The following is a 24,543-nucleotide window of genomic DNA, read 5'->3' as shown; positions in this document are numbered from 1 at the left end:
TTGACTCATGTTATTTCCTGATTATGTATTTTTTAATAGTCCTATTAATTTTCTTAGAGCCTTATACCCACAGAAAAAACCCCGATAGTTGAATATTTAAAAAATTTATATAATGAACTTACGATACTCTTTCACCTATTTTAGTAGAAAAGGAGGAAATAACTATTTTTAAAAATAATAATGAAAGTAGGAAGATTATGAAAAGCAAGTCATTCTTTAAACAAGCTGCTGTTGTTACTCTATCAGTGGGTCTAATTCTTTCTTCTACAAACTTCAATTTTGCACCAAAAGCATCAGCAGCCAGTTCAAAAGCAGAATCTATTCTTGCCTCACTAACCCCGGAACAAAGAAATGCTTTAAAGCAGTTGGAATTGACCGAACAAACCGGTCTGCGGGGATTCAACAAACAAGAGTTAAACAGCGAGAAAGAGGTCGATGTGATCGTTCAATTCCACTCGAAGCCGGGCAAAATTGCTGTCTTGGATGCGGAAGTAAAAGGGAAGAAGCTATCGAAAGAGAAAGCGGATGAGCGGGTAGCCAGGGAACATGAAAAATTTAAAAAGGATATTCAATCAATTCTTTCGTCCGGCAATATCAAAGGTAAACAGGCCAATCACACGATTACTTCCAGCTATAATACGGTTTACAATGGGGTCACAGTGAAATTGCCGGCCAATCAAGTGGTAAATCTATTAAAATCTGATGTTGTCAAAGCCGTTTATAAAAATGAAACGTACAAGGTTGATCCAATTGTTCCTGCAGGGGACGGAGATAAAGAAAGTTCCACCCCTGGCACGTCAGTGGAAAGTTTGTCTCATTTAAAGGTAGATAAGCTCCGTGAAGAGGGACTGACAGGAAAAGGGGTCAAAGTTGGGGTAATTGATACAGGAATTGATTACAACCACCCTGACTTACAAAAGGTTTATAAGGGCGGGTACGATTTCGTTGACAAGGATAATGACCCGATGGAGACGACATATGAGGATTGGAAAAAGACGAAGTATCCAGAGGTTAACAATGGCTCAGCTTATTACACTTCACATGGAACGCATGTCTCTGGAACGATTGCCGGCCAGGGAACAAATAAAGATATTTCTGTTGAAGGTGTCGCCCCTGAGGTCGATTTATATGCTTATCGTGTCCTTGGCCCTTATGGAACTGGAACGGCCAACAATATCATCGCCGCAGTGGAAAAAGCGGTTGAAGATGGGATGGATATTATCAATCTATCATTAGGTTCAGGCATAAATGATCCCTACTATCCAACTAGTACGGTTGTTAATAATGCTGTCTTAAGCGGGGTAACTGCGGTAGTTGCCGCGGGGAATGCCGGCCCGGGTGAATATACGCTTGGTTCCCCTGGGGCAGCCGCGCTTGCCTTAACGATTGGAGCAAGCGATGTCCCGATGACAGTGTCTACTTTTAAAGGCCAAATCGGAAGTGTATCCGATATTAAGCTGGTCAGCATGGCCCGCCATTATTTGGACAAATTAAAAGAACTGGAGGGAAGGTCCCTTCAGGTAGTTGATGTCGGGATTGGAGCAAATGCCGACTATAACGGGAAAGAGGTGCAGGGGAAAGCAGTACTGATCGCCCGCGGAGAGATTGCCCTGCATGATAAGGTTGCCCTTGCCAAACAAAAAGGAACAGCCGCAGTACTTCTTTCTAACAATGTAGAAGGACAGATTAATGCCAATCTTGGTGAATCGACTCTATATATACCAACCTTCTCTGTGGCGAAGGATGCCGGGGAAAAGATTAAAGCACAACTTCAGGCTGGGCAGACAGGCTTTACTTTCTCGGGCTACGGAGTCAGCCAAACTGAAGGCGACCATCTTGCCGATTTCAGTTCACGGGGGCCGGTCAGACAAACATACGGGATGAAACCGGAAGTGGTTGCTCCTGGTGTCAGTGTCCTTTCGACGGTTCCATACTATATCGCTAACCCAAAGGATCAAGGAAACTATCAATTTGCTTATTCCCGCTTTTCTGGAACATCAATGGCGACGCCTTTTACAGCAGGAGTCGCGGCCTTAATGCTCCAGGCTAATCCGAAATTAGAGCCGGAAGATATTAAAACGGTCTTGATGAATACAGCAAATCCGCTGAACGGGAACTACAGTATATTTGAGGCGGGTGCCGGAATCGTTAATCCGTATAAAGCTGTCCATCATGGAGCAAGCTTCCAAGTACTCGACAAAACGCTAATTCCGGGTGCGGAAAATCTGGTCGAGGTGAAATCCTTAACCGGCGGGCTCAGTTTTAATCATGAATTGGTAGATACAAACCTACAAATCACGAAATCTATTAAAGTAAAAAACAATGAAAAAATGAAAAAGATGTTTTCCGTCGACATTACAGAAGGAAAAGGTTCCAACAGCTTGAAGCAAAACGGAATGAAGATCAACCTTGCCAATAAAATTACGATCAATGGCAATGAAGAGAAAACTATAACCGCCAAGCTGCTGTCTCATAAAAAGGCGAAAGAAGGCTACTATACTGGCTATATAACGTTTACTAACACAGAGAATTCCGCTGAGCAATACAGGCTACCGTTTAGCTTCCGCTTATTGGAAGAAGGGTTTAATAAAATTGAGATAGATAACCCTGTATTTTCTCCAGGTTATTTAAACGAGGAACCATTGGATTATTTCAGGGAGCCGTATGTCTACTCCCAGTTAAATATTAAAGCGCCAATGGAAAAATTGGATGTGATCCTGCAGGATGAGAAGGGCAATGACCTGGGACTGATTGGTACGGCTAACCTGAATGGCGCTTATGATAGTGTTACTTATGGTTTGACGTTCTTCAACGGGCTTTACTATAAATTTACCGGCGATCCCGAAAAGCCAATATCCTCAAGATACAGTTTTGCACAAGAAGGACACTATAAAATTAAATTCATTGGAACAGGCCAAAGCGGAAAGACATTTTATGAAACTAGACATTTGTGGATTTATCTCAATCAACCGAATTTTGATAGTTCATTAGATGGAGCCTCGCCGTTTATTGAATATAAGCCGGGGCAGGCAACCTACCCATTTGAAATACGAATTACTGACCCGATTGTCGATGAGGTGAAGAAATACGGTTTAAATTACGATCAATCCTCGAATTATATGGTGTATTATTGGGGGCCATGGGGAGGATTCCCGTCCACGCCAATTTATATGGATAAGGATGGCAGGTTTGTGGAGGAAGTGGCCATGAAAGAATCTGAAAAGGTTTTATATTTCCGAATGGATGGCTATAATACCGCCGGTAACAAAATAAATAAGGATTATTACTTTGTCAAAGAGGGAACACCGGTTACGTATCCGACAAGCGACACAACAGAAGTGAATACAGGCGGCACCATAAAAGCCACGATTATGCTCGATAATGTACAGGATATTGCCAAAGCTGACTGGAACTTTAACGACTCCTTTGGATTTAAAAATCTGGAGGTTGTAGATGCTAAGCTGGCGGATGCCTTTGTTGACAAGGCAAAAATCGATCTGAAGGGTGATCATGTAACAGTCGAATTCCATCAGCCGAGCGATGAATTCGATCAACAGGCAGTTGCTGAAGTCACAATCAAAGTGTCGGATGACCTATTTTTCACCCAGGGGACCATTAACCCGACTGTTGCTGTAACGGATGGAGATAATAAAATGATTCGGGTATTCAATGCCCCATATACATTTAAAATTAACCCGCAATTTTCAGTGGTAGAAGGTACAATCGGCCCAGAGGGATTCTTCATTGGTGACCCTGAGTGGGACGGATACCTTAGCAAAAAGGACTGGACCAAGGTCGGTGGGTCAGTTAAACTGATGGATTCAAATGGCCAAGTGTATGACGCAACATCTTCAATTGACCCATATGGTAAATTCAACAGTAAAAAACTGCCGGTTTCCCAGGAGCCTTACATTTTGGAAATGAAGGCCCCGGGACACTTCTTAACAAAAGTGGAAGCACCGGGAGCGATTATCAAGGACGGAAAAGCCAATGCAATTAATTTTAATCTTTATATGACCTTGCTGACAGCAGGTGATGTGAACCAGGATGGAGCCATTGATGTCTTGGATGCACTCGCCGTACAAAAGGTATGGAAAACGGCTGATCGGGCAGCAGATATAAACTTTGATGGGGTGGTTGATGAAAAGGATATGGCATTTGTTCAGAAAAATTATCTGAAACAAAACCAGGATGTTGAAAATGCTCCTGAGCCAAAGAAGAATGCTGATGGAAAAACATTAGAAATGATCCTGGCCGAGCTAGGGATCGGTTCATAATTAATCACTGAAAAGAAAACACTTGAATCTTTGTACATTCAGTTCAAGTGTTTTCTTTTTCTATCCATTGCAAAATTACCCCAATTTACAATATCTACTTATCAACTTATGATAATGGCTGATGAACTCTCTCTGCTTTTTGTAAATTGGTTAGTTAAACTTTTAATATAGCAGCTGCTACAGCAAGTGCCTTTTCCGCTTGGTTTGATTCTGAATAGTGGACAAAGAGCCTTTTTTCATACTGCTGAACGAACCAAAATAGTTCATTTTCTTTGAAATATGGCAAGGCGATTTCGTCTATAAATGTATACAGTTCATTATGGTGGGTAAGTTCATAGTTTAACATTGTAAACAATATTTGGCTTAGCCGATCTGTTGGGTTATTGGCAAGCAATGACATTCCGTCAGCCACTAGTTCTAACAGCCTCTCCTTTTCCAACAAGTCTCCTTCATAGGAGGACCGGATAAACCCTTCATATGACCAGAAATAAAGCGGGGAATTCTTCTCACAAATCTGCATTGCTTCTTTATATAATGCGCTCGCTTCCATATATTCTTTGCGAAGGTACCGGTTATAGGCAAAGTTATATAAAAGTTTTGATTTTTTATCGATAAAATTACATATATCACACGTTTGAAGAAGTGTCTGGTATTGTGCCGCTGTTTCCTGAAAGTTTAAATACTCATTATCACCGATTTGCACAATCATTAAAGTTTCTGTATCAATAATTCTATTAAAGTTATTTGTTTCTTTAAAATATGTTAATGCCTTTTCGGCATAATAGTAAGCCAATACTTTTGAATCTATTGAATGATAAGAATATGCCAAAATGTAGTAAAATTCATGATTTCTATATTGCATAGGATTAATTGATTTTAATACATCAATAGCATTGATATATTTCTTTTCAGTTATGTAATAGTATCCTAAGACATGATTCAGTAAGTAACTTTCATATAATGATAATTTGGATGTATCCTTTTGGATAGCGGAAAGAATTTTTGTGGCTTTTCGAGGGTGTCCTTGGGAACAATAATATCTTGCGAGTAAAAGCTCAAAGCGAATTTGAAATTCCGATACAACTAGAATAGGGAAATTAAGAAGCTTTTGAATAATGGTTTCTACTTCATCATACTTTTGTTTAATTAAAGCATTTTCCAACAAATGAATCTGAGCTTCAATTTCATTAAGGTGCTTTAATTCTGATTGGATATCTACTCCAAGACGTTGTGCTAAAAGGTCGGTTATTTCTGAGGAGTATTCTGTTAATCCCCGTTCGATTTTACTTATATGGGTGACGGAGCAAATCCCTTTACTCAATTGTTCTTGAGTTAGGTTTGCCTTTTCACGGTAAAACTTTATTACCTTGCCTTCATTCATTTAGATCCTACCTTCCTACTTGAGATTGGCGAAAAACTTAAGCAATAAAACTTTTATTATTTGATTATTATACGAAAATTCAAATAACATTTCCTGATTTTCTAAAATTTGTGAAATATTTATCAACTGTATTAGGAGGGAGAGACAATATGTCTACAATTTATATTGATCCAGCAATTAATATGAAAACGGATCAAATGATTACAATTATTATTCATTTCAAAACTCAGCCAGCCCATGCCGCGGTTGCCATAGCAAAATCCTGTGGCAATCCACTTTCACTCGAGGAGGCGAAGCAAGAAGTGGAGGCAAGTCATCTCCGGTTCCAAAATGATATTCAAAAATTGTTGGGGGATGTTGGTGTAGCCTTTAAGATTAACCATACGTATAAGACGGTTTTTAATGGGGTTTCCTTAAGCCTTCCGGGCAATGTAATTACGGAATTAATAAAATCATCTGAAATAGCAGCAATTTATGCAAATAAAGAATATAAACTCGACCTGCCCTTTGTACAGTTTTAACTAAACAACCTGATGGTAAATGCTAAGAATAAACCTGACAAGACGGAAAGTCCAGCGACTCCATTAAAAATGGGAACGGGGAATAAGGAAAAATCTCAGTATATTATCTATAAAAATGATACCGCCTCAAAAAGTTGGCCTTCTGGACGCACTAATACTGTTAATCAAATTATACAAAAAAATTAATAGCAAGGAAAAATTCTCTACACCCAAAGAAAAAGAGCTTTGATTAAAAGCTCTTTTACACAATTAGTCCATCTTTCATTGTAATGATATGATCCGCATAGGAAAGCATGTCTTCATCATGGGTTACCATCAAAGTTGTAATGTCTAATGTTTTGGTTAAGTCCCTGATAAGCTTCATTACATCCCTTGATCTTTTTGAATCCAGGCTTGCTGTTGGCTCGTCCGCGAAGAGCATTTTTGGTTTGTGAATGATGGCCCGGGCAATAGCGACCCGCTGCTTTTCTCCACCCGAAAGAGAAGCGGGGTAAGCATCCTTTCGGTGATCCATTTCAACCAGCTGAAGAATCTTTTTCACTTCCTCTTTTTGTTTGCGTTTATCCATTTTTGTTTCTGCGACGTCCAGCATCAGCAATAACTGTTCCTCTACAGTGAGAAAAGGAACGAGGTGAGAGGATTGGAAGACAAATCCAAACTGGCTTGCTCGTATTTTTCGGATTTCCTCTTGGTTCATTTCTGTCATGTTTTCCCCATCAAGTAATACTTGCCCGTCAGATGCCCTTTGAAGCCCCGCCGCAATGGTCAGGATCGTGCTTTTGCCTGAACCGGAAGCACCGACTAAGGCAGTGATTTCACCTTGTTTGAGAGAAAGATTAATCCCTTTTAATACTTCCTCCTCTATCTCACCGTTTACAAACGATTTTTTCACTTCATTGATTGTGAAGGTTGTCATCTTACATCTCTCCTTGTTGGATGGCTTGCAGAGGTTCAACTTTTTTGATTTGCAGGCCTGAAAGTGTCGCCCCGATGAAACCAATGACGAAGAAAATAATTGATAATTGGACTGTTGTTTCAAGGGTGAGGCTAAAAGGCATTTCTTCAGGTGCAATCATATTAAAGCCTTGGCTTAGCGCAATCGATAATATAAGGGCGACTGTAGTAATCAAGAACATTTGCGACCACATCATCCTGAAAAGGGCGCTAGTTTTCACACCGATGGCCTTTAAGATACCGTATAATCCAATTTTTTGAACGTTCATCATATAAAAGAAAATCGCAAACAACATTCCGCTAATAGCGACTAAAAACCAAATAATCATATTCAGCGACATTTGTTCAGCGCTGTAGCTGGGAATTGTATTGAGGAATGCCTTATTTGTGAAAGACTGTAATTCTGCAAAAGTAGGGGCTGAGTCTTCCCCCGGGATGAAAATCAATTGCATCTCATCCATACGATAAATTTCTTTGTAGTTTTCCATATTGATATAAGCGACGGGTGCATGGCTATATTTCTTTTGGTCAACAAAACCTTTTACTTTAAATTCGCCCTTGAACTGATTGTTTGTTAAAATATCGCCTATTTTTATTCCTTCATTCTCCATTGATCGATCCAGCACAATTTCTCCTTTACCGACGTTCGCGAACAACTTTGAATCAGTTGAAGTGACAAAGGCTACACTATGTTGTTTTTCATCTGAATCGTTCACGAACCCCATCTGAATGGAAAAAGCCGCTGCATCCTTATAGGTAGACAAGACCTTTTCCCTCAGTTCTTCATCTATCTTTGAAAGATTATAGGTTTCCTTCGCATCAGCATTCATATAAAAATGGCCCTTCGGCAGATCTTTTATTAAAGCTGCATTATCTTGGGATAACCCATTTGATAATCCAGAAATGATAAATGTTAAAAAACTGACTAGAAAGATAATCGATCCTAAAATCAGAAACTTTACTTTGCTCTTCTTTACTTCCTTCCATGCAATATTCATTTTCATGCCTCCATTTCTTTGGTACTTCTTGAGTATATGCCTCCAATATGAACGGAGCATGAATGAATAATTACATATTCTTAAAAGCTTTTGACTGGAATAACTTTTCCTTGCTACCTGAGTTTGGTTGTCTAATTTTAACTATTGATCTAAAGTAATAGTATTTAAGGGGGATTAGAATGTTGAAGTATAAATATGTTAAGTCTCAGATAGCTAAAACGAATAAAAAAAATGATGAGAACTATGTGGTTACCAGGGTATGGAACAAGTTGGATAACGAAGATATCAAGTTTATAACTCAACAATATGTGGTTAGGGAAAATGGTAAGTATGCCTTAACAGATATGTTTTTTCCCCAGTTCAATTTGCATATTGAGATTGATGAAGGCTATCACCAATCTGGGATTCAAGTCCAGAAAGACTTAATTAGAGAGAATGACATTATTAGCATGACTGACCATGAAATAAAAAGGATAGATGTAACTAAGGGTTTAAAGGCAGTTCATGAACAAATTGATGATGTGGTCAGATACATAAATATGAGGATAAAAGATTTGGGGACAAATTTTATTCCCTGGGAGGTGGAGAAGGAGTTTTCACCTGAAACTTATATAAAAAGAGGGGAAATTAATTTGCGGGATAATGTAGCGTTTAAAACATGTGCTGATGTTGCAAATGTTTTTGGCCATAGCTATAAAGGGTATCAAAGGGGAGGTACAACCCATCCCTATTATGATGATGTGATGATTTGGTTCCCTAAGTTATTTCCGAATGGCGAATGGGATAATTCAATCTCTCCTGATGGAAAGATAATCAGGGAAAAAAATATACACGAGTTTAAAATCGATAATCATATAAATGAAGTCATTCATAACCAGAAACATAAAAGAATTGTTTTTGCAAAAGTTAAGGGGCCGCTAGGGCATATCATGTATAAGTTTAAGGGAGAGTTTGAACTAGATATCTCCGCGTCTATCAAAGAAAGATGTTTAATTTGGAAGAGAATATCAGAAACAGTCAAAACATTTCCACCTTTACATAGAGGATAGGTAAAATCACTTGCAAAAGTTACATTGAAGAGCATTCTAATAAAAAGTTTTCTCTTTTTGGGTGTGATTTAAATCACAAGGTTCCAGGGTATCTTTCTATATAATAAACAACGTGAATATAGTATTTACTAAGGGAGTGTTTGGTTTGTTAAATCAGCAGAAGATAGACATCGTTAAATCAACCGTTCCCGTGTTGGAACAGCACGGAGAAAAAATTACGACACGATTTTATCAGTTAATGTTCGAGGCACATCCTGAGTTGTTGAATATTTTCAACCATGCAAACCAAAAACAGGGCAGGCAGCAAAAGGCGCTTGCAGGCGCGGTATATGCTGCGGCAATGTACATTGACAATCTGGAAGCCATTTTGCCAGTGGTTACCCAAATTGCTCATAAACATCGCAGTCTTGGAATTAAAGCGGAACATTATCCGATTGTAGGAAAATACCTCATCCTTGCGATTAAAGATGTCCTTGGTGATGCCGCAACGGATGAAATCATTGAAGCCTGGACGGAAGCTTACGGGGTCATTGCGGATGCATTCATTAGTGTGGAGGCCCAGATGTACCATGAAGCCGCTGACCAGAAAGGCGGCTGGGATGGATTCCGTGACTTTATCGTTGACCGCAAAGTAAACGAAAGTAATGTCATTACATCTTTATACCTTAAGCCGAAGGATAATAAAGCTATTGCTGATTTTCTTCCTGGCCAATATATTAGCATTAAACTCGAGATTCCAGGGGAAGAGTTTACCCATATTCGCCAGTACAGCCTTTCTGATGCACCAGGGAGGAACCACTATCGTATTAGTGTGAAAAGGGAAACAAGTCCTGAAAACCCGGATGGCAAGGTGTCCAATTACCTTCATGAAAATGTGAATGAGGGGGACGAGCTTAAAATCAGCGCGCCAGCAGGGGACTTTGTTTTGGATTTACAGAAGGACACCCCTATCGTATTGATGAGCGGCGGTGTTGGATTGACTCCTATGTTGAGCATGTTAAAAACAGTGGTTGAGGTTCAGCCGGACAGGGATGTCACCTTTATTCACGCCGCGCAAAATAGCAGCGTCCATGCTTTACGGGATGAAGTAGCTTTAATTGCCGAAAAAGAAAACGTAAAGTCTTTCGTTTTTTATGATTCACCAACAGAAGAAGACCGCCAAACTGGCTGCTTTGACGTTGAGGGGTATGTCACGAAAGTGTGGCTGGAGGAATATGTACAAGTTCAAGAAGCTGATTTCTACTTCTGCGGACCGACTCCATTCATGAAGGCCATCTATCGCTCCCTAAAAGAAATGGGTGTAGAGGAAGAAAGGATTCACTATGAATTCTTCGGCCCTAAAGGGGATTTGAACGCGTAACAATTGTATTGAATATATAAAATGATTCGGCACCCTTTTTGGGTGCCTTTTCTTTTGAGAAAATATAAGTAACCGGAAAGGTTTTGAAAAAATAGAAAAATTTTATGAAACAATTAACAAGATTTAACCGTATACGTTACTAATATACAGGAGATGGGGGCGGATGAGGATGAAACAATTGTACATCAAGCAAAAGGTATTCAGTCTAAGTGAGAAGTTTACCGTAAAGGATCAGGATGAGATCGACGTTTATTTCATAGAAGGAAGCTTCATGAAAATCCCGAAAACATTTTCTGTCATGAATATAAATAGAGATGAGGTTGCCCTCATTACGAAAAAGGTATTCAGTTTTTTGCCTAGGTTTTTTGTTGAGGTAAATGGGCGGGAGATGGTAACGATTCAGAAGGAGTTTTCCTTCTTTAAACCGCGCTATACAATTGAAGGGGTTGGCATCGAAGTACAAGGCAATTGGTGGGATATGGATTTTGAAGTATTGCAGCATGGAGAGGTCGTCGGCAGGGTGAACAAAGAATGGTTTACCTGGGGCGATAGCTATAAGGTTCAAATCTTGAAGGATGAAATGGAAAGCATCATTATTGCGCTTGTAGTGGCAATTGACTGTGTAAAAGCTGACAATGCCGCTGCTTCATCAGCGTCTACGATGTAACATGAAAAACAGGACCTGGTATCCGCAACAGAGTGACTTGCGGGATAACAGGTCCTGTTTTTTAAATGGTAAGACACGCTGCAAAGGTTATCGCGCCAGCATGTTACATAAGCAAAAGGATACCTAAAGGAATTTAGATTCATAAAAGGATTCCCAATCTGAATCAGTCAAATAAGAAACTGATTGTAAATCCATATGCTGGCTTCCCAGAACGCCTTTACCACCGATGACGAACTTTAAATTGGCATTCGTTTCTGTAAGGGCTTGAATCCATTCTTCCACCCTCACCAATAGTGCGGGATTGGTTATGGAAATGGTGATAATAGAAAGTTTCTTTTTGTTGATTACATCTAATAAACCATCGAAAGGAGTATTCGGCCCTAAATAAATCACTTCATTTCCTTTTTTTCGAAGGAAAAGGCTAAAAAGCATTAGGCCAATGTGATGATCTTCCTCCTCAGGACAAAAGGCCAGCACTTTAGGCAGTGAATCGTTAACAGGAAGGACTCTTAAAAACTGAGCAAATCGGTTAATGACGAACTGAGAGGCAAAGTGTTCTTGAGCAACAGTAACTTTTCCATTCTCCCAGTCATCACCTATTTGATACAAAACTTCTCCCAAAATGTGATGGAAGACTTCTTCATATTCAAACATAGAAAAAGCCAATTCTATAATGTTGTTTGCATCTTGTGAATTATATTCAATCAGCGCTTTATATAAACTTTTTTTTATATCATCAAAAGATTTGTGAACTGGCGGGGGATCCAAAGAATTAATTGTTGACTGTTTCAAAAGCTGGACAGCCTCACCGATTTTTAAATCATTTTGCGTGGTTTGCTCTTTCAGCCATTGGAGGATTTCTATATCCTTCTCGCTGTATAAGCGGTGTCCGCCTTCTGTTCGCATCGGATTAATAACTTGATACCTATTTTCCCATGCTCTAATTGTTACAGAGGGAAGGCCGAGTAATTCGGATACCTTTTTGATGCTATACATTTTATCACCCCGCGGTTATTATACATATTCTATACAAAAACTATGCATAATTCAAGAGGTGCGGGATTTGGAGTTATGAAGAAAATAGAATGAAAAAGGGTGTATAGACAAAGGGTTGTCCACATTTTTTGCCAGAAGAAAAAAATAATTAAAAATTTCAAATAAAACATTTGCTTTTATATGTATAGTATTTGTATAATATTTTTAAGAAGTTATACAAATATTATAAGGAGGTTCATGCAAATGAAAACGTTAAATCTTGTTGCTCTCGTATTGATTATTGTAGGTGGTTTGAATTGGCTGCTTGTTGGATTGTTTAAGTGGGATTTAGTTGGAGGGATATTTGGCGGGATGGACAGTGTCATTGCAAGAATTGTCTATATCCTTGTTGGTCTTGCGGCTATCTATAGTGTGAAACTTTTACCGGTTGTTTCAAAATGATGGTTTAGTCATATAAAAAGATTTCTGTTTCGAGGATATAGAAGGATTTTTAGTAGCTGTCATGGTACAGCTACTGTTTTTTTTGATACTCAATCAAAATAGGCTAATTAATTTTTTTGAAATTTTAATGATAAATTAACCTCCAGGTTTATATAAAATAATTAGTTCCGCAACTTTCTCATGAAAAGTGGCAGGTCCTATATTCAATGTACGAGGAGAGATAAATATGAAATCAATGATTCATGTGGAGAAGCTGGTTAAAACTTTTAAAGGAAATGTTCAAGCTGTAAAAGGGGTATCTTTCGATGTTAAAGAAGGTGAATTTTTTTCTTTTCTCGGTCCAAACGGCGCCGGTAAATCAACCACTATACAAATGATCACCACTTTATTAAAACCCACATCGGGCAAGGCGGAAATTTCCGGTTTTGATGTCACGAATGAACCGGAAAAAATACGGCGTGTGATAGGAGTCGCCCTGCAAGAAACAGGTGTCGATCCCCAGTTGACTGGGCGGGAGCTTTTGGAAATCCAGGGGAAATTATTTGGCCTGCGGTCGCACCAAGCGAGGAAAAGATCCAATGAATTATTGGAGCTTGTGGGCTTATCGGAGGCCGCCAATAGAAAATGTGGAAAGTATTCAGGCGGGATGCGAAGACGTCTCGATTTGGCATTGACCCTTGTTCAACAACCAAAAGTTTTGTTCTTAGATGAGGCTACGACAGGGCTGGATCCATATAATCGAAAGCTAATTTGGGAAGAAATCCAATCTTTAAATAAGGAAAAGGGCACTACTATTTTTTTGACCACTCAATATCTAGAGGAAGCAGACGAATTGGCAGATCGCATTTCAATTATCAACGAGGGGAAAATCGTTGCATCCGGCACTCAAGAGAATTTAAAAGCGTCTATAGGAAAGGATGTAATTGATTTAGTTTTTTCAACAGAAGTGGAAGCACTGCGTGCGTCATCGCTGCTGGGAAGGGTTACAGTTAATCAGAAACCATTAGGGGCTGGCCTCCGGTTGTTTGTAGAGAAAGGGACGGCCAAATTGCCAGAGATTATTCGCTTGTTAGATCAAGAGTTAATCACTCCCATTAACCTGAACGTATCGCCGCCTTCATTAGATGATGTCTTTCTAAACTTGACAGGCCATTCCATCCAATCTGAAAAAGATAGAGAGAGGAGTCTGAATGCATGAGAGTATTTGTGGAGCACACCTGGCTTTTTACGAAAAGGAGTTTAATAAATACGATTCGCAACCCCTTCGCCTTCATTCCGAATATGGTGATTAGTCTTTTCTTTTTATTTGTATATCAAGCTGGACTGAGTGGAATTTCGAAACTTCCCGCATTTGGCGGAGCTAGTTACTTAGCGTTTATTTTACCTGTCTCAATCGTCTCGGGAGCTATTGGAGGTGCGGGAGGCGCGGGGCAATCTCTTATTACGGATCTGGAAAACGGCTATTTTTCAAGGCTTTTATTGACTCCGGCATCACGTCTGGCAATTGTTTTAGGACCGATAATCGCAGGGATGCTTCAACTTTTCGTACAAACGATTCTCATCCTGCTCATCGGTTTTTTAATGGGGCTAAAAGTGGTGACTGGCTTCGCTGGTGTTGTCGTGGTGCTTCTCCTCGCAGTGGGGTGGGGGCTGGCTTTTGCGGGCTATTCTGTGGGGGTTGCTCTTCGGACAAAGAATGCACAAGCCGCACAAGCAGGAACATTTATCTTCTTTCCGCTTCTATTCCTGAGTACTACCTTTGTCCCTTATGATCTAATTGAGGCAGAGTGGCTCAAAGTAGCGGCATTAATCAATCCTACGACATATGTGTTTGAAGGCATGCGAGCGGTCATGATTACAGGCTGGGGTGAAAGTGATATTTGGAAAGCTTTTGTTGTCATTATTTTATTCTGTGCCGCCACTATAAGTTTTGCTGCTTTGAGTGCCCGCCAGGCTGTAAGCAGGGGGTAGGGTATAGATTTGGCGCTATTTCGCTGTAATCACTATTTTAGCAATGAACAGCCTATTTCTCTCTAATTCTTGTCTTTTTTTTACAATGTCTTATACTCTAAGAAAAGAACGTTCTGAAAACGGGTAAGCATTACCCGTTTTTTATATGTTTCGGGCTGGGTCTCCCCGGCCATAGGCGGCGCATCGCGCATTTCTTTGAGTTTGGCATTATCTCTTATGGACAATTTAGATTGGATGGGGGAGAAGCAGTTTGATTGAAATGAGTCAAAAGGAAAAGCTGAAATATTCAAATGCGATCCCGGGATGGGCGAAAGTTTTTCATAAGGTTATATTATGGTTCTTTTATTTAGTGGCCTTTTCGGCGTTTGCTTTTGGAGTGGTGCTGCTCTTTTGGCAGCAATGGTTCGGAGCATTGGCTTGTTTTGCCGGCGGAGGTTTGTTTGGCTGGCTGAGCCGGATTCTTCGATGGTCCAATCAGTTGTATACAGACCTCGTTTTGAAATGTGAGTTGCGTGAAGAGGGATATTACACATTTGTCAGGAATGTTAAAACCGGAGAAGAAGTCGAGCAATTCGTTCCTTTTGAGCAAATGCAAGAGGTGACGATTGCCCGCACGACCCGCTACATGTCCAGAGGAACAAATTCTCTTGGGTATCATATTATTGGGGCAAAAGTCATCATGAGATGGGTTGATGAGCAAGGCAAAATCGAGTATTCCCTGTTTGGTTTGGAGGATTCCAAAGAAATGGAGGATTGGGTTTGGCGATTCAAGGAAAATGGCATTCCTGTTTTTAGTTCAGGTGCCAATGTGAGTGAAGTAAGGCTGGAGCATTACCGAAAGGGATATGAAGAATTGCCGAAGATTCCTTATGAAGAAGATTCGGCCTTGCCAAAAGTGGGCACTAGGCGGCAGAGGGATTTAAAGACATGGCGCAGCACAGAGATGATAGAGGAAAAACGGGAACGGGAGTTGCAGCGTGATAAGAGTGTTTATAATCCAATCTTGTTGGCCATGCTAGCCGGTAACTTTCTTGCCGCACTTGCCTGGATGCCTTCCTGGCAAATCGTTGATGGGGTATTCGGAGATCATTCCCCCTCGTTCGGAATGAATCTCATCAACTTTTTTCTTCTTTTCATTGTGGGGGCCTATTGGCGTAAGCGCGTGAAATGGTACCGTTCGATAAGGGATTTATCGCTTATTTTGTTGGTACAGCTGTCTGGGTGGGGATTGGCGAATGCCCTTAAACCCATTCCAGATGGGGTGTTGGAAGCAATCCTGGTCGATTTGTTTGCATTGTCATTTTTCAATATTTGCCTATTCATCTTTTGGCGGCTTTTGCGAATAGTTTATAATCGGTTTTTTACGATTCAAGGGTAATTTGTCCATGGAGCGATTCGCTCGTAGATGAAATACGGATATATTCAAAAAAGTAAGGATAAATGATGAATATATAAGGATAAATCCAAAATTTTAAGGATAAAGATAGCAGAGTGCTAGCACTATATTCGATTCCTAGGTTTAACTGCATATTTTCACAACGCAAAAGAGCTTGGAGATGCCTCCAAGCTCTTTTTTTGCCAATTCAACCGTTCATTTGCCGCCTTGATCCGAAGAGATTGCTGCCCAGTTCGTTCAAGGCAATCGCCGCCAGTATAATAGCGGTACCTATCCACTGAAGAGGTGATATGGCTTCTGCCAATATCAGGCTTGCTGACAGGATGGCAATCGGCAATTCAATAGACGTTAAGATATTAGCGACTCCGCCTGAAACCAATGGAATGCCCACTGCGAAAAACAGTGGGGGAAGGACTGCTCCAAATAAGGAAACCCCAACAGCCGTTGTTAACAAATTTGCCTCCAGAGGGAGGACGGTTGGAAGGTCGCGAATGAAGATGATAAAGACGAGGGTGGCCGAGCCTGTCACCATTAAAGAAGTGCGCGTCAAAGGATTCACATTTACAGCGATTTTTCCGCTAAAAAATAAGAACCCGGCATAGGTGAAGGCGGACAGGATGCCAAATAAGATCCCTTTAAAAGGCAGGCCCTTTATTTCGCCATTTAAAATATTTGAAGCAAAAAAGACCCCGATCAAGATTAAGACGATGGAAAATATGGTTACAGGTGCGGGTTTAATTTTGCTGAAAATCCACTCTAGCACGATTCCGATCCAAACGAACTGGAACATTAAAATGATGGCTAACGATGCGGGCACATATTGCATCGCTCCATAGTAGAAAATACTTGTCAAACCGATAAAGCTGCCGGTCATCATGAGCTGAAGGATATTCTTCTTATTCAGCCCTTTGAAACCAGCCCGTCTGATAAAGGTCAATGACCATAGCAAAAGAAAGGATATACTCATTTGGACAATATTAATCTGGCCAAGTGAATAGCCATTCCTGAATCCTAATTTTGCAAAAATCGGTGTAAACCCGAAAAATGAAGCACCGATCAAAATAAATAATATGCCTTTATTTAATTTCATTCTGAGACCCCCTTGGTGCAAAAAAAACAACTTTACTATTATAACATAAAGGTACGGTAATAAGGTTGTTCCCAGCTAAAATGATTGCTGGCAGCTTAAAATAGTAAAATAAAAAATACTGCGTCCAATTGGCGCAGTATTTTCTGTGGCAGACTATTTGAATATCGTAGAAATGATCTGATCGTAAGACATCGAACTGTCTACGACAAATACGCCGGGGCGCAGCTTGTTCATCAGCCCTTTTTTCTCGATGTCTTTGGAAAACGTAAAGGCATCCTTGACGATCCCGGCTTGAACGAGCGCCCTGCCGACATCTATACTCGTCATTCCTTCAGAGACATTGATGACCACTTTGGTGACAGTTTTTGCAGCTGTCCCGTTATCAGCCGGAGGCGTTTCTTTTGGGGCTTCAGCAGTTGCATCGGCAATGGTTTTGTCGAATTCTTCTTTCGTTTGAACCACATAGTTATTATCTTGAAGTTTATTTTTCATCTCGATATCGGTTAATTCAACTTTTACAGTTTTACTGGCTGCTTTCGATGTATCAGCAGTGAAGTAAACAGCGGAACAAACCGCGGTTGTCAGCAGCATTCCGGCAGCAAAGCTGCTCAATAAGTTAACTCTCATTGGCAACTTTTCTCCTTTCATCCTTCACCTTTTGATAAGGGGCAAGCATTTTTTCGATTGTACTTGGAGTGACCTTTTTCAATTCGGCAATACTTTCAATCGAATATTTACGATAGTACATGTCCAGAACTTCACGCATGAAAACTTTTTCTTCAAAAGTCATTGGAATTCTTGCTTCATGCATGAACACTTCCTGTTCAAGTTCGAGATTTCTAATAGATTTTTGCAGAGAATTGATTTCTTCCAATATAGAAATATGTATTTGGTCGATTTGGTCGCGTTCTTTTTTTGCTGTGCGGGCTGATCTTAACATAGAGACGATTAACAGTAGAGCGGATATGGCAAACAATCCAGCGAGTGTCCATTCCATCAAACATACCTCCCTTTCAAGTTATAAATAGACTCACAAGTTTTTATTATACAGGGAAATAGATTGTTTTTCGATTCATAACCTGAAAAACACAGCATGAAAAATGTTCCAGAACCTTTACTCGATGTTTGCCGGATTTATTCGAACTTAATTGGAATCAGAAAAAACTGAAGTTGCTGGATAGGGTACAATTCTGAAGCTAAAAAAAGACTTAATTGCCTGAAAAATTTCTTGATATTATGAAGCGATTCGATATAATTAAAAACTATAAAACTTTAACACTATTTTGATAGGGAAAATCATCAGCATTTAATCTAAGATTTCTTTAGGAATAGGAGGTGTATACAAGGTGAAATCATGCTGCCAAGTAAGTCGGAATTCAATCAATGGAACTTTAAACTCTCAAGCGGATCACGGTGATAAGCTTGTTGGTAATCATCATATTGAAGAAATGATCTATATCCCTGGTGGCGAATTCTTAATGGGAAGTGAAGATCCTGACGGCATTCCTGGCGATGGGGAGGGGCCTGTAAGAAAAGTAAAAGTAGACTCCTTTTTTATTGATCAATATGCTGTATCTAATTTGAAATTCAAGGAGTTTGTAGAGGCTACAAACTATAAGACTGAAGCTGAAATATATGGTTGGTCGTTTGTTTTTAATAAATTACTAACTGAAAAAAGTGCAAAGGCAGTTAAACAGGTGGTGGCACAGACCCCGTGGTGGGCTGTTGTGGAAGGAGCCTGCTGGTTCCGTCCGGAAGGAATCGATACCGATATTGAAGACAGATTAAACCATCCGGTTATCCATGTATCGTGGAATGATGCCAAAGCCTACTGTGAGTGGGCTGGGAAAAGACTGCCCACCGAGGGTGAGTGGGAGTATGCAGCGAGAGGCGGCTTGATTCAAAATAGATATCCATGGGGGAACGAATTAGTACCAAACGGCGAACATAAATGCAATATTTGGCAAGGAAAATTTCCGGTTGAAAATATGGAGGAAGATGGTTATATAGGAACAGCACCAGTCGATTCCTATCAACCTAATGGATTTGGACTCTATAATATGTCAGGAAATGTTTGGGAATGGTGTGAAAATTGGTTCAGCCCCGACTTTCATCGTTTTGAAAAAAAGAATAATCCAAAAGGCCCAGCAACAGGAATGGCAAAATCCATGCGCGGCGGTTCCTATCTTTGTCATGAATCATATTGTAATCGCTACCGGGTGGGAGCGCGGACGTGCAACACGCCGGATAGTTCTACAGGGAACCTAGGCTTTCGTTGTGTGAAGACTGTAAAATAGAAAAAAATGCCAGTAGTGGTTATTTCAGTTGTTATAAACGAAAATGATTTACAAGTGAAGAGTCCGGTTTCAAACGCTTTTATCCAAAAGTGTTAAAACTTTGGTATTTATTCCGCCCATTTTGCTGGTATTTATAAATAATAAATTTGAAAACGATTACTAGGAGACTTTTTTGCAACTTTTATCCCATTTGGATAAAAGTTGCTTAAAATAATTTACCTTTAAATGGAGGCAGGTGTTCCGGCAAATAATAATAAATGGGCTGTAAGAGACGAGAAAATAAGAAAAAGTTGAAAAAACCTAAGGGGATGAGTAAAAAGTGGAAATGACAGCCGGTAAGCAAAAATCTTCTATTGCAAAAGTTACCACCGCTAGCATAATTGGAAATGTTATTGAGTATTACGACTTTATTATTTATGGAACCATGACAGCATTGGTATTCAATAAACTGTTTTTTCCAGGTTTTGACCCGTTTATCGCAACTATTCTTGCCTTTAGTACCTTTGCTGTGGGGTTCATTGCAAGGCCTGTTGGCGCAATCATCTTTGGTCACTTTGGTGACAAAGTTGGCAGAAAAAATGCGCTGGTGACGACGTTGGTAATGATGGGACTTTCAACGTTCTGTATTGGTCTTTTACCGACCTATGAATCGGCGGGAATTCTGTCACCAATCCTACTAGTCTTTCTTCGTTTTACGCAGGGGATTTCAGCTGGTGGCGAATGGGGAGGAGCCGTCTTAATGGCTGTTGAGCACGCTTCTGAGAAGAGAAGGGGTTTAATTGGGAGTCTTGTTCAAATGGGAAGCCCTATCGGGATAATCTTTTCTAGCGGTACAATCGCAATTTTATTAGCCGTATTCTCAGATGAGCAATTTTTGGCATGGGGATGGCGTATCCCATTTCTTATTAGTATTGTGATGATGGGTTTGGGGTTATTCATAAGACTAAAGATAATGGAATCTCCTGTTTTTACAAAGTTGAAAAAGGAAAAAACAGAAGTAAAAGTTCCTGTATTAGAGGTATTTAAGAAACATCCAAGAAGCCTATTAATCAGTACAGGATTGCATTTAGCAGATGCTAGTTTTGGTTTTTTAATGGGCGTTTTTGTTATCACCTATGCTATCGCAAATCTTGGATACTCGAATACCTTTGTTATTAATATGGGGTTGATATCCAATCTCTTCTATTTAGTTGCAACCCCTCTTTCGGGTTTCTTATCTGATAAGTTTGGCCGCAGACCTATTTATTTATTGGGGACGATATTATTAATTGTTTATGCCTTTCCTTTCTTTTGGCTGCTTAATTCTGGGAACACATCACTTTTCCTTCTAGCCCTTATCGGAGCGCAAACTATTTTAGGCCTGATCTTCGGTGTCCAGGCGTCCTTCTACTCGGAATTGTTTAGTGCGGAAGTCCGCTATACTGGAATGTCACTTGGATTCCAGCTTGCAACCGTATTAGGCGGAGGATTAATGCCAACAATTTCAGCGATTATTGTAAATTCTACTAATGGGGCTACATGGGGGATTTCTTCTTATCTCATATTCTTGGGAGTCATTACACTGATATCTGCATATGCAGCTAAGAAAACTTATTGGGATAAGGAACCAAGTAAAGTATCAGGGCAAGCACGAGTAAGTTGACACAGATTAGAACTGTACTCATCATGACAGGTAATTTATAACTCTTTTAAATAAAGGATGATATCAATGTCAGAATCGGTAAAACCAAACATTTTATGGATCTGTACCGACCAACAGCGGTATGATTCCATTCGGAAGCTAGGAAATGAGCATATTCGTACGCCAAACCTTGATCGGTTAGCTGAAAATGGAATTGCTTTCACAGAGGCTTATACCCAAAGCCCTTTATGTTCTCCGAGCAGGGCAAGCTTTTTAACTGGGAGGTACCCGCGCACAACGAGAGTAACGAAAGTTGGAAATGAATATTTTCCTGAAGATGAGGTTTTAGTAACCAAGCTATTGGCTGATGAAGGATACTCTTGTGGTTTGGTCGGTAAATTTCATTTGTCGGCCAACAATATGATGCCAGAGAAGCGACCTGCAAATGACGGCTACGATTTTTATAAATGGTTTAATTTTACCCATGTGGGCCAGAAAGAACACGATGTCTGGGGAAAAGAAAATGCGTATCTCTCATGGTTATCAGATAAAGGGGTATCTTTCTATGACCACTATAAAGAGGGAAACAGGGATAGCCGGAAATTCCGGGAATTATATGATGGGTTTGAGGATGTCTCGCTCCATCCAACGGCATGGTGTATAGAGGAAGCGAAGAATTTTATCGAAAGCCGGCAAGATCGCCCATGGCTTCTCAGCTTAAATATTTTTGATCCGCATCCACCTTTTGATGCTCCAAAGGAATACAGTGATCGCTATCCATTAGAAGATGTTCCTCTTCCAAAATGGAAAGAAGGGGAATTGGATAATAAGCCTTCATTGCAAAAAGCGGACTATATAAAAGGCGGACAAGACGGCGTAGGGCCTCCGGTCAGCGAATTAAGTGATGACGAGAAGAGGGAATATATCTCCAATTACTATGGCATGGTAGAAATGGTGGACGAATATATCGGTAAGTTGCTTGATTATATGGAAGAATTGGGCCAGTTGGACAATACGATGATCATTTTCCATACCGATCATGGGGAAATGTTGGGCGATCATGGATTAATCTACAAAGGCGCCTATTTCTATCAGGAACTGGTGCATAATCCGTTAATCATTTCTTATCCAAAAAAATTCAAGGTTAATAGTTTTAGCAATGCCTTAGTGGAATTAGTGGATATTGCTCCAACTATATTAGAAGCCGCAGGCCTGGAAGTCCCGTACTATATGCAGGGCAAAAGCCTGTTGCCGCTTTTAACCGGGGAAGCAGAGCTGGATTATCATAAAGACAGTGTTTACTGCGAGTATTATTATGCTTTAACTACACATGCGGGAGTATATGCGACCATGTATTATGATGGCCAGTACAAGTTGGTGGTTTATCATGGGGATGAAGTGGGAGAGCTATACGACTTAAAGAATGATCCAAATGAATTTGAAAACCTATGGGCCAATCCGGAGTACGAACAGCTTAAAGCACAATTAATTTTAAAAAGTTTTGATAGAACCGTTCGAATGGTTGATCCAAAGCCTAAATTTGTCGGCTACTATTAAGAATGGGCTGGCTTATATAGAACAATGTCCCGAAAGGTCCTCCTCTTAGAGGCCTTTTGGGGCAATATTTTGAAAGAAGGCGTTCTATCCAGTTTTGACCAAAGTGGATATTAGTTATAGAATGGTTGTAAAAAATTGTGAGGAATAGCCGCAATGAAACTATTTAGCGACAATAGTTCAAAAAAGTATAAAAATATGAAGGATTTATATAAAATCATACGCCAGCATGGCCCAGTTACCAAAGGTAGAGTAATTGAGCTAACTGGAATGAAGCAAACTACTTGTGCGAGAATTATCAGTGACCTGCTAGATGAGCGTTTAATTATTGAGAGTGGTGTAGGTATATCCAGCGGCGGGCGAAAACCTGTTATGTATGAGGTAAATCCAAGGCATAATTATTCTATTGGAATTGATATATCCCGAACGTTTACTAAGGTTTTATTATTGGATATTAACCTTACTATTATTAGTGAAGCATTTTTAAAAATGGACCACACATGTACCCCGGCAAAAACAATTCAATTTATTCACCAATCAATTGAGCAAATGCTCGCTAAGCATCAGATACACTTATCACAACTATTAGGAATAGGAATCGGTGTGATTGAACCTTTTGATATGGAAAAAGGAGTCATTGGAAATTCGGTCAATTTCCAGGCAGAAGGTTGGCGCAATGTGGCGATTGTGGATGAACTTAAGGAAATATTTGATACAAAGGTGCTTATTGATAGCGGTGTGAATACTGCTATTCTTGCTGAATATAAGATTGGATTGAAGAGTTTAATTGGAAATCTTATTTATATCATTGCCGGTGTGGGAATTCGGATGGGAGTTATGACTGATCATAATCTCTTCCAAGGTCTTGCGGTTAGGTATGAAAAATTTGGCAGTGGGCATATGGCGGTGAACACGAGCGGGAAAGAGTGCATTTGTGGGAATTTTGGTTGTGTACATACTTATTCAACGATTTTCGCTTTAATCGGTGAAGTGATTGATCATATTAAACGCGGCCATTCTTCACTCCTGATGAGCAGGGTAAAATCCCCCGAAGATATTCAATTCGATGATATATGCTGGGCAATAGAAAATAACGACCCACTGTGTTCCTTTGTCATAAGGGACTTTGGCTATCATACTGGTGTAGGTATAGCAAATACCATTACTATGTTTCAGCCCAATATTATTATCCTAAATGGCCCCATGTATAATCGTTTGGATTTATTTTATGAAACGGTTTTAAAGACAGCAACAGAAAGAATCAATCGAATATATCCCGGCTATGATGTGAAATTCAGCCGGGGCCAACTTGGAATCAACGCGGCTGCCATTGGTGCGGGAAGCATGGTAATTGATGATTACTTAAAATAGGCGGCGATTTGGAATGAACAGCAGAGAAAAAATAAGATTACTTTGGGGCATCTTTTTTACATTTTTAAAAGTCAGCCCACTTTCATTTGGTGGTGGCTATGCTTTTATTCCATTACTGGAAAGAGTAGTAACGGAGAAGAAGAATTGGGTGAAGAAAGATGAGATAACCGATATGTTAATTATGGCGCAGATGGTGCCTGGTTCCATAGCTGTGAATACGGCTACTTTTATTGGTTATCGGCTTGTAGGCCTTCCTGGTGCCGTTGCCGGGGTATTGGGCATCGTAACACCAACTTTTATCATTATCATTATTCTTGCAACGTTGTTTTTGAACTTTCAGCACAACCCAATAGTGGAAGCGGCTTTTATGGGAATACGCCCTGTCATTGTGGCACTTATATGTTATGCAGCCATTTCAATTGGCCGTAACGCCATTTTCAACAAAATGACGATGTTTATTTGTCTCCTATCAATCCTCTCTCTTTTATATCTACCGGTTCATCCTATTTTTATCCTTATAGCAGGAGGTATAACGGGTATCCTGCTAAACATAAATTTGGGCGGTTTAGGACGGAAATATTCAAAGGGTGCATAATAAG

At 40.0% G+C, this 24,543-nt stretch carries 21 protein-coding genes; 14 read left to right on the top strand and 7 right to left on the bottom strand.

Translation table 11 applies throughout. The features are described from left to right. Positions 1-197: 197 nt before the first annotated feature. Positions 198-4,277, top strand: a complete 4,080-nt coding sequence (locus BN1002_RS20930) for a S8 family serine peptidase (RefSeq protein ID WP_048827473.1) — start codon at positions 198-200, stop codon at positions 4,275-4,277. A 154-nt stretch (positions 4,278-4,431) separates the two neighbouring features. Here BN1002_RS20930 and BN1002_RS20925 read toward each other — a convergent pair whose 3' ends face one another. Further along, positions 4,432-5,658, bottom strand: a complete 1,227-nt coding sequence (locus tag BN1002_RS20925) for a helix-turn-helix domain-containing protein (protein ID WP_048827472.1) — start codon at positions 5,656-5,658, stop codon at positions 4,432-4,434. Positions 5,659-5,807: 149 nt separating this feature from the next. Here BN1002_RS20925 and BN1002_RS20920 point away from each other — a divergent pair, with 149 nt between their 5' ends. Further along, on the top strand, positions 5,808-6,179 hold the full coding sequence (locus tag BN1002_RS20920; RefSeq protein WP_048827471.1) for a protease inhibitor I9 family protein: 372 nt from the start codon (positions 5,808-5,810) through the stop codon (positions 6,177-6,179). Positions 6,180-6,420: 241 nt separating this feature from the next. Here BN1002_RS20920 and BN1002_RS20915 read toward each other — a convergent pair whose 3' ends face one another. Both BN1002_RS20915 and BN1002_RS20910 read right to left on the bottom strand, forming a co-directional pair. Then, on the bottom strand, positions 6,421-7,095 hold the full coding sequence (locus BN1002_RS20915; protein WP_048827470.1) for an ABC transporter ATP-binding protein: 675 nt from the start codon (positions 7,093-7,095) through the stop codon (positions 6,421-6,423). 1 nt (position 7,096) lies between these two features. After that, entirely contained in the window at positions 7,097-8,131 is a 1,035-nt protein-coding gene (locus tag BN1002_RS20910; RefSeq protein ID WP_048827469.1) for an ABC transporter permease, read from the bottom strand. A 179-nt stretch (positions 8,132-8,310) separates the two neighbouring features. Here BN1002_RS20910 and BN1002_RS20905 point away from each other — a divergent pair, with 179 nt between their 5' ends. The 3 genes from BN1002_RS20905 to BN1002_RS20895 all read left to right on the top strand — a co-directional run bounded on the left by BN1002_RS20905 (position 8,311) and on the right by BN1002_RS20895 (position 11,207). Then, positions 8,311-9,180 carry an AbaSI family restriction endonuclease gene (locus BN1002_RS20905; RefSeq protein WP_048827468.1) on the top strand — a complete coding sequence of 290 codons (870 nt, stop codon included), beginning with the start codon at positions 8,311-8,313 and terminating at the stop codon, positions 9,178-9,180. Between the two features lie 145 nt (positions 9,181-9,325). Next, positions 9,326-10,540, top strand: coding sequence for an NO-inducible flavohemoprotein (hmpA, locus tag BN1002_RS20900; RefSeq protein WP_048827465.1), 1,215 nt, complete (start codon positions 9,326-9,328; stop codon positions 10,538-10,540). A gap of 169 nt (positions 10,541-10,709) precedes the next feature. Then, the gene (locus tag BN1002_RS20895; protein ID WP_048828099.1) at positions 10,710-11,207 is read left to right on the top strand and encodes an LURP-one-related/scramblase family protein; all 498 of its coding nucleotides are present in this window, start codon (positions 10,710-10,712) and stop codon (positions 11,205-11,207) included. A gap of 123 nt (positions 11,208-11,330) precedes the next feature. Here the strand turns inward: BN1002_RS20895 and BN1002_RS20890 are convergent, their stop codons facing one another. Further along, positions 11,331-12,203 (bottom strand): MerR family transcriptional regulator, encoded by an 873-nt coding sequence (locus BN1002_RS20890; RefSeq protein ID WP_048827464.1) that lies wholly within the window; start codon positions 12,201-12,203, stop codon positions 11,331-11,333. A gap of 243 nt (positions 12,204-12,446) precedes the next feature. Between BN1002_RS20890 and BN1002_RS20885 the strand changes: the two genes are divergently transcribed. The 4 genes from BN1002_RS20885 to BN1002_RS20870 all read left to right on the top strand — a co-directional run bounded on the left by BN1002_RS20885 (position 12,447) and on the right by BN1002_RS20870 (position 15,993). Further along, the gene (locus BN1002_RS20885; RefSeq protein ID WP_048827462.1) at positions 12,447-12,644 is read left to right on the top strand and encodes a DUF378 domain-containing protein; all 198 of its coding nucleotides are present in this window, start codon (positions 12,447-12,449) and stop codon (positions 12,642-12,644) included. A 226-nt stretch (positions 12,645-12,870) separates the two neighbouring features. Then, a complete protein-coding gene (locus BN1002_RS20880) occupies positions 12,871-13,842 on the top strand; it encodes an ATP-binding cassette domain-containing protein (RefSeq protein ID WP_048827461.1) in 972 nt (323 codons plus the stop codon). After that, the gene (locus BN1002_RS20875; RefSeq protein WP_048827460.1) at positions 13,839-14,615 is read left to right on the top strand and encodes an ABC transporter permease; all 777 of its coding nucleotides are present in this window, start codon (positions 13,839-13,841) and stop codon (positions 14,613-14,615) included. Before BN1002_RS20880 ends, BN1002_RS20875 begins: the two co-directional genes overlap by 4 nt. A 250-nt stretch (positions 14,616-14,865) precedes the next feature. After that, the gene (locus BN1002_RS20870) at positions 14,866-15,993 is read left to right on the top strand and encodes a hypothetical protein (RefSeq protein WP_048827459.1); all 1,128 of its coding nucleotides are present in this window, start codon (positions 14,866-14,868) and stop codon (positions 15,991-15,993) included. Positions 15,994-16,198: 205 nt separating this feature from the next. Here the strand turns inward: BN1002_RS20870 and BN1002_RS20865 are convergent, their stop codons facing one another. The 3 genes from BN1002_RS20865 to BN1002_RS20855 all read right to left on the bottom strand — a co-directional run bounded on the left by BN1002_RS20865 (position 16,199) and on the right by BN1002_RS20855 (position 18,098). After that, complete coding sequence (locus BN1002_RS20865; protein WP_048827458.1) at positions 16,199-17,101, bottom strand: EamA family transporter; 903 nt, start codon at positions 17,099-17,101, stop codon at positions 16,199-16,201. A 153-nt stretch (positions 17,102-17,254) separates the two neighbouring features. After that, positions 17,255-17,728 carry an aminodeoxychorismate lyase gene (locus BN1002_RS20860; RefSeq protein ID WP_048827457.1) on the bottom strand — a complete coding sequence of 158 codons (474 nt, stop codon included), beginning with the start codon at positions 17,726-17,728 and terminating at the stop codon, positions 17,255-17,257. After that, positions 17,718-18,098, bottom strand: a complete 381-nt coding sequence (locus BN1002_RS20855; protein ID WP_048827456.1) for a hypothetical protein — start codon at positions 18,096-18,098, stop codon at positions 17,718-17,720. The genes BN1002_RS20860 and BN1002_RS20855 overlap by 11 nt, the downstream gene beginning before the upstream one ends. 349 nt (positions 18,099-18,447) lie before the next feature. On the opposite strand from BN1002_RS20855, the gene BN1002_RS20850 reads away from it, so the two are divergent. The 5 genes from BN1002_RS20850 (at position 18,448) to BN1002_RS20830 (ending at position 24,539) form a co-directional block, all read left to right on the top strand. After that, positions 18,448-19,398 carry a formylglycine-generating enzyme family protein gene (locus BN1002_RS20850; RefSeq protein ID WP_048827455.1) on the top strand — a complete coding sequence of 317 codons (951 nt, stop codon included), beginning with the start codon at positions 18,448-18,450 and terminating at the stop codon, positions 19,396-19,398. Positions 19,399-19,723: 325 nt separating this feature from the next. Continuing rightward, positions 19,724-21,040 (top strand): MFS transporter, encoded by a 1,317-nt coding sequence (locus BN1002_RS20845; protein ID WP_231575125.1) that lies wholly within the window; start codon positions 19,724-19,726, stop codon positions 21,038-21,040. Between the two features lie 66 nt (positions 21,041-21,106). Next, positions 21,107-22,576 (top strand): sulfatase family protein, encoded by a 1,470-nt coding sequence (locus tag BN1002_RS20840; RefSeq protein WP_048827453.1) that lies wholly within the window; start codon positions 21,107-21,109, stop codon positions 22,574-22,576. 153 nt (positions 22,577-22,729) lie between these two features. Continuing rightward, complete coding sequence (locus BN1002_RS20835) at positions 22,730-23,944, top strand: ROK family protein (RefSeq protein WP_048827452.1); 1,215 nt, start codon at positions 22,730-22,732, stop codon at positions 23,942-23,944. 13 nt (positions 23,945-23,957) lie between these two features. Then, positions 23,958-24,539, top strand: coding sequence for a chromate transporter (locus BN1002_RS20830; RefSeq protein WP_048827451.1), 582 nt, complete (start codon positions 23,958-23,960; stop codon positions 24,537-24,539). Positions 24,540-24,543: the final 4 nt, after the last annotated feature.

The sequence above is a fragment of the Bacillus sp. B-jedd genome (genome assembly GCF_000821085.1).
GTDB lineage: Bacteria > Bacillota > Bacilli > Bacillales > Cytobacillaceae > Bacillus_D.
The sequence above is the reverse complement of the archived record's forward strand: the minus strand, read 5'-3'. Positions and strand labels throughout refer to the sequence as shown.

Bases quoted from the DNA above. Each gene is read 5' to 3' on its own strand.
- BN1002_RS20865 (WP_048827458.1), bottom strand. From the start codon at position 17,101: ATGAAATTAAATAAAGGCATATTATTTATTTTGATCGGTGCTTCATTT.
- BN1002_RS20880 (WP_048827461.1), top strand. From the start codon at position 12,871: ATGAAATCAATGATTCATGTGGAGAAGCTGGTTAAAACTTTTAAAGGA.
- BN1002_RS20860 (WP_048827457.1), bottom strand. From the start codon at position 17,728: ATGAGAGTTAACTTATTGAGCAGCTTTGCTGCCGGAATGCTGCTGACA.
- BN1002_RS20915 (WP_048827470.1), bottom strand. From the start codon at position 7,095: ATGACAACCTTCACAATCAATGAAGTGAAAAAATCGTTTGTAAACGGT.
- BN1002_RS20885 (WP_048827462.1), top strand. From the start codon at position 12,447: ATGAAAACGTTAAATCTTGTTGCTCTCGTATTGATTATTGTAGGTGGT.
- BN1002_RS20890 (WP_048827464.1), bottom strand. From the start codon at position 12,203: ATGTATAGCATCAAAAAGGTATCCGAATTACTCGGCCTTCCCTCTGTA.
- BN1002_RS20895 (WP_048828099.1), top strand. From the start codon at position 10,710: ATGAAACAATTGTACATCAAGCAAAAGGTATTCAGTCTAAGTGAGAAG.
- BN1002_RS20835 (WP_048827452.1), top strand. From the start codon at position 22,730: ATGAAACTATTTAGCGACAATAGTTCAAAAAAGTATAAAAATATGAAG.
- BN1002_RS20910 (WP_048827469.1), bottom strand. From the start codon at position 8,131: ATGAATATTGCATGGAAGGAAGTAAAGAAGAGCAAAGTAAAGTTTCTG.
- BN1002_RS20875 (WP_048827460.1), top strand. From the start codon at position 13,839: ATGAGAGTATTTGTGGAGCACACCTGGCTTTTTACGAAAAGGAGTTTA.
- BN1002_RS20920 (WP_048827471.1), top strand. From the start codon at position 5,808: ATGTCTACAATTTATATTGATCCAGCAATTAATATGAAAACGGATCAA.
- BN1002_RS20830 (WP_048827451.1), top strand. From the start codon at position 23,958: ATGAACAGCAGAGAAAAAATAAGATTACTTTGGGGCATCTTTTTTACA.
- BN1002_RS20855 (WP_048827456.1), bottom strand. From the start codon at position 18,098: ATGGAATGGACACTCGCTGGATTGTTTGCCATATCCGCTCTACTGTTA.
- BN1002_RS20840 (WP_048827453.1), top strand. From the start codon at position 21,107: ATGTCAGAATCGGTAAAACCAAACATTTTATGGATCTGTACCGACCAA.
- BN1002_RS20845 (WP_231575125.1), top strand. From the start codon at position 19,724: ATGACAGCCGGTAAGCAAAAATCTTCTATTGCAAAAGTTACCACCGCT.
- BN1002_RS20930 (WP_048827473.1), top strand. From the start codon at position 198: ATGAAAAGCAAGTCATTCTTTAAACAAGCTGCTGTTGTTACTCTATCA.
- BN1002_RS20925 (WP_048827472.1), bottom strand. From the start codon at position 5,658: ATGAATGAAGGCAAGGTAATAAAGTTTTACCGTGAAAAGGCAAACCTA.
- BN1002_RS20905 (WP_048827468.1), top strand. From the start codon at position 8,311: ATGTTGAAGTATAAATATGTTAAGTCTCAGATAGCTAAAACGAATAAA.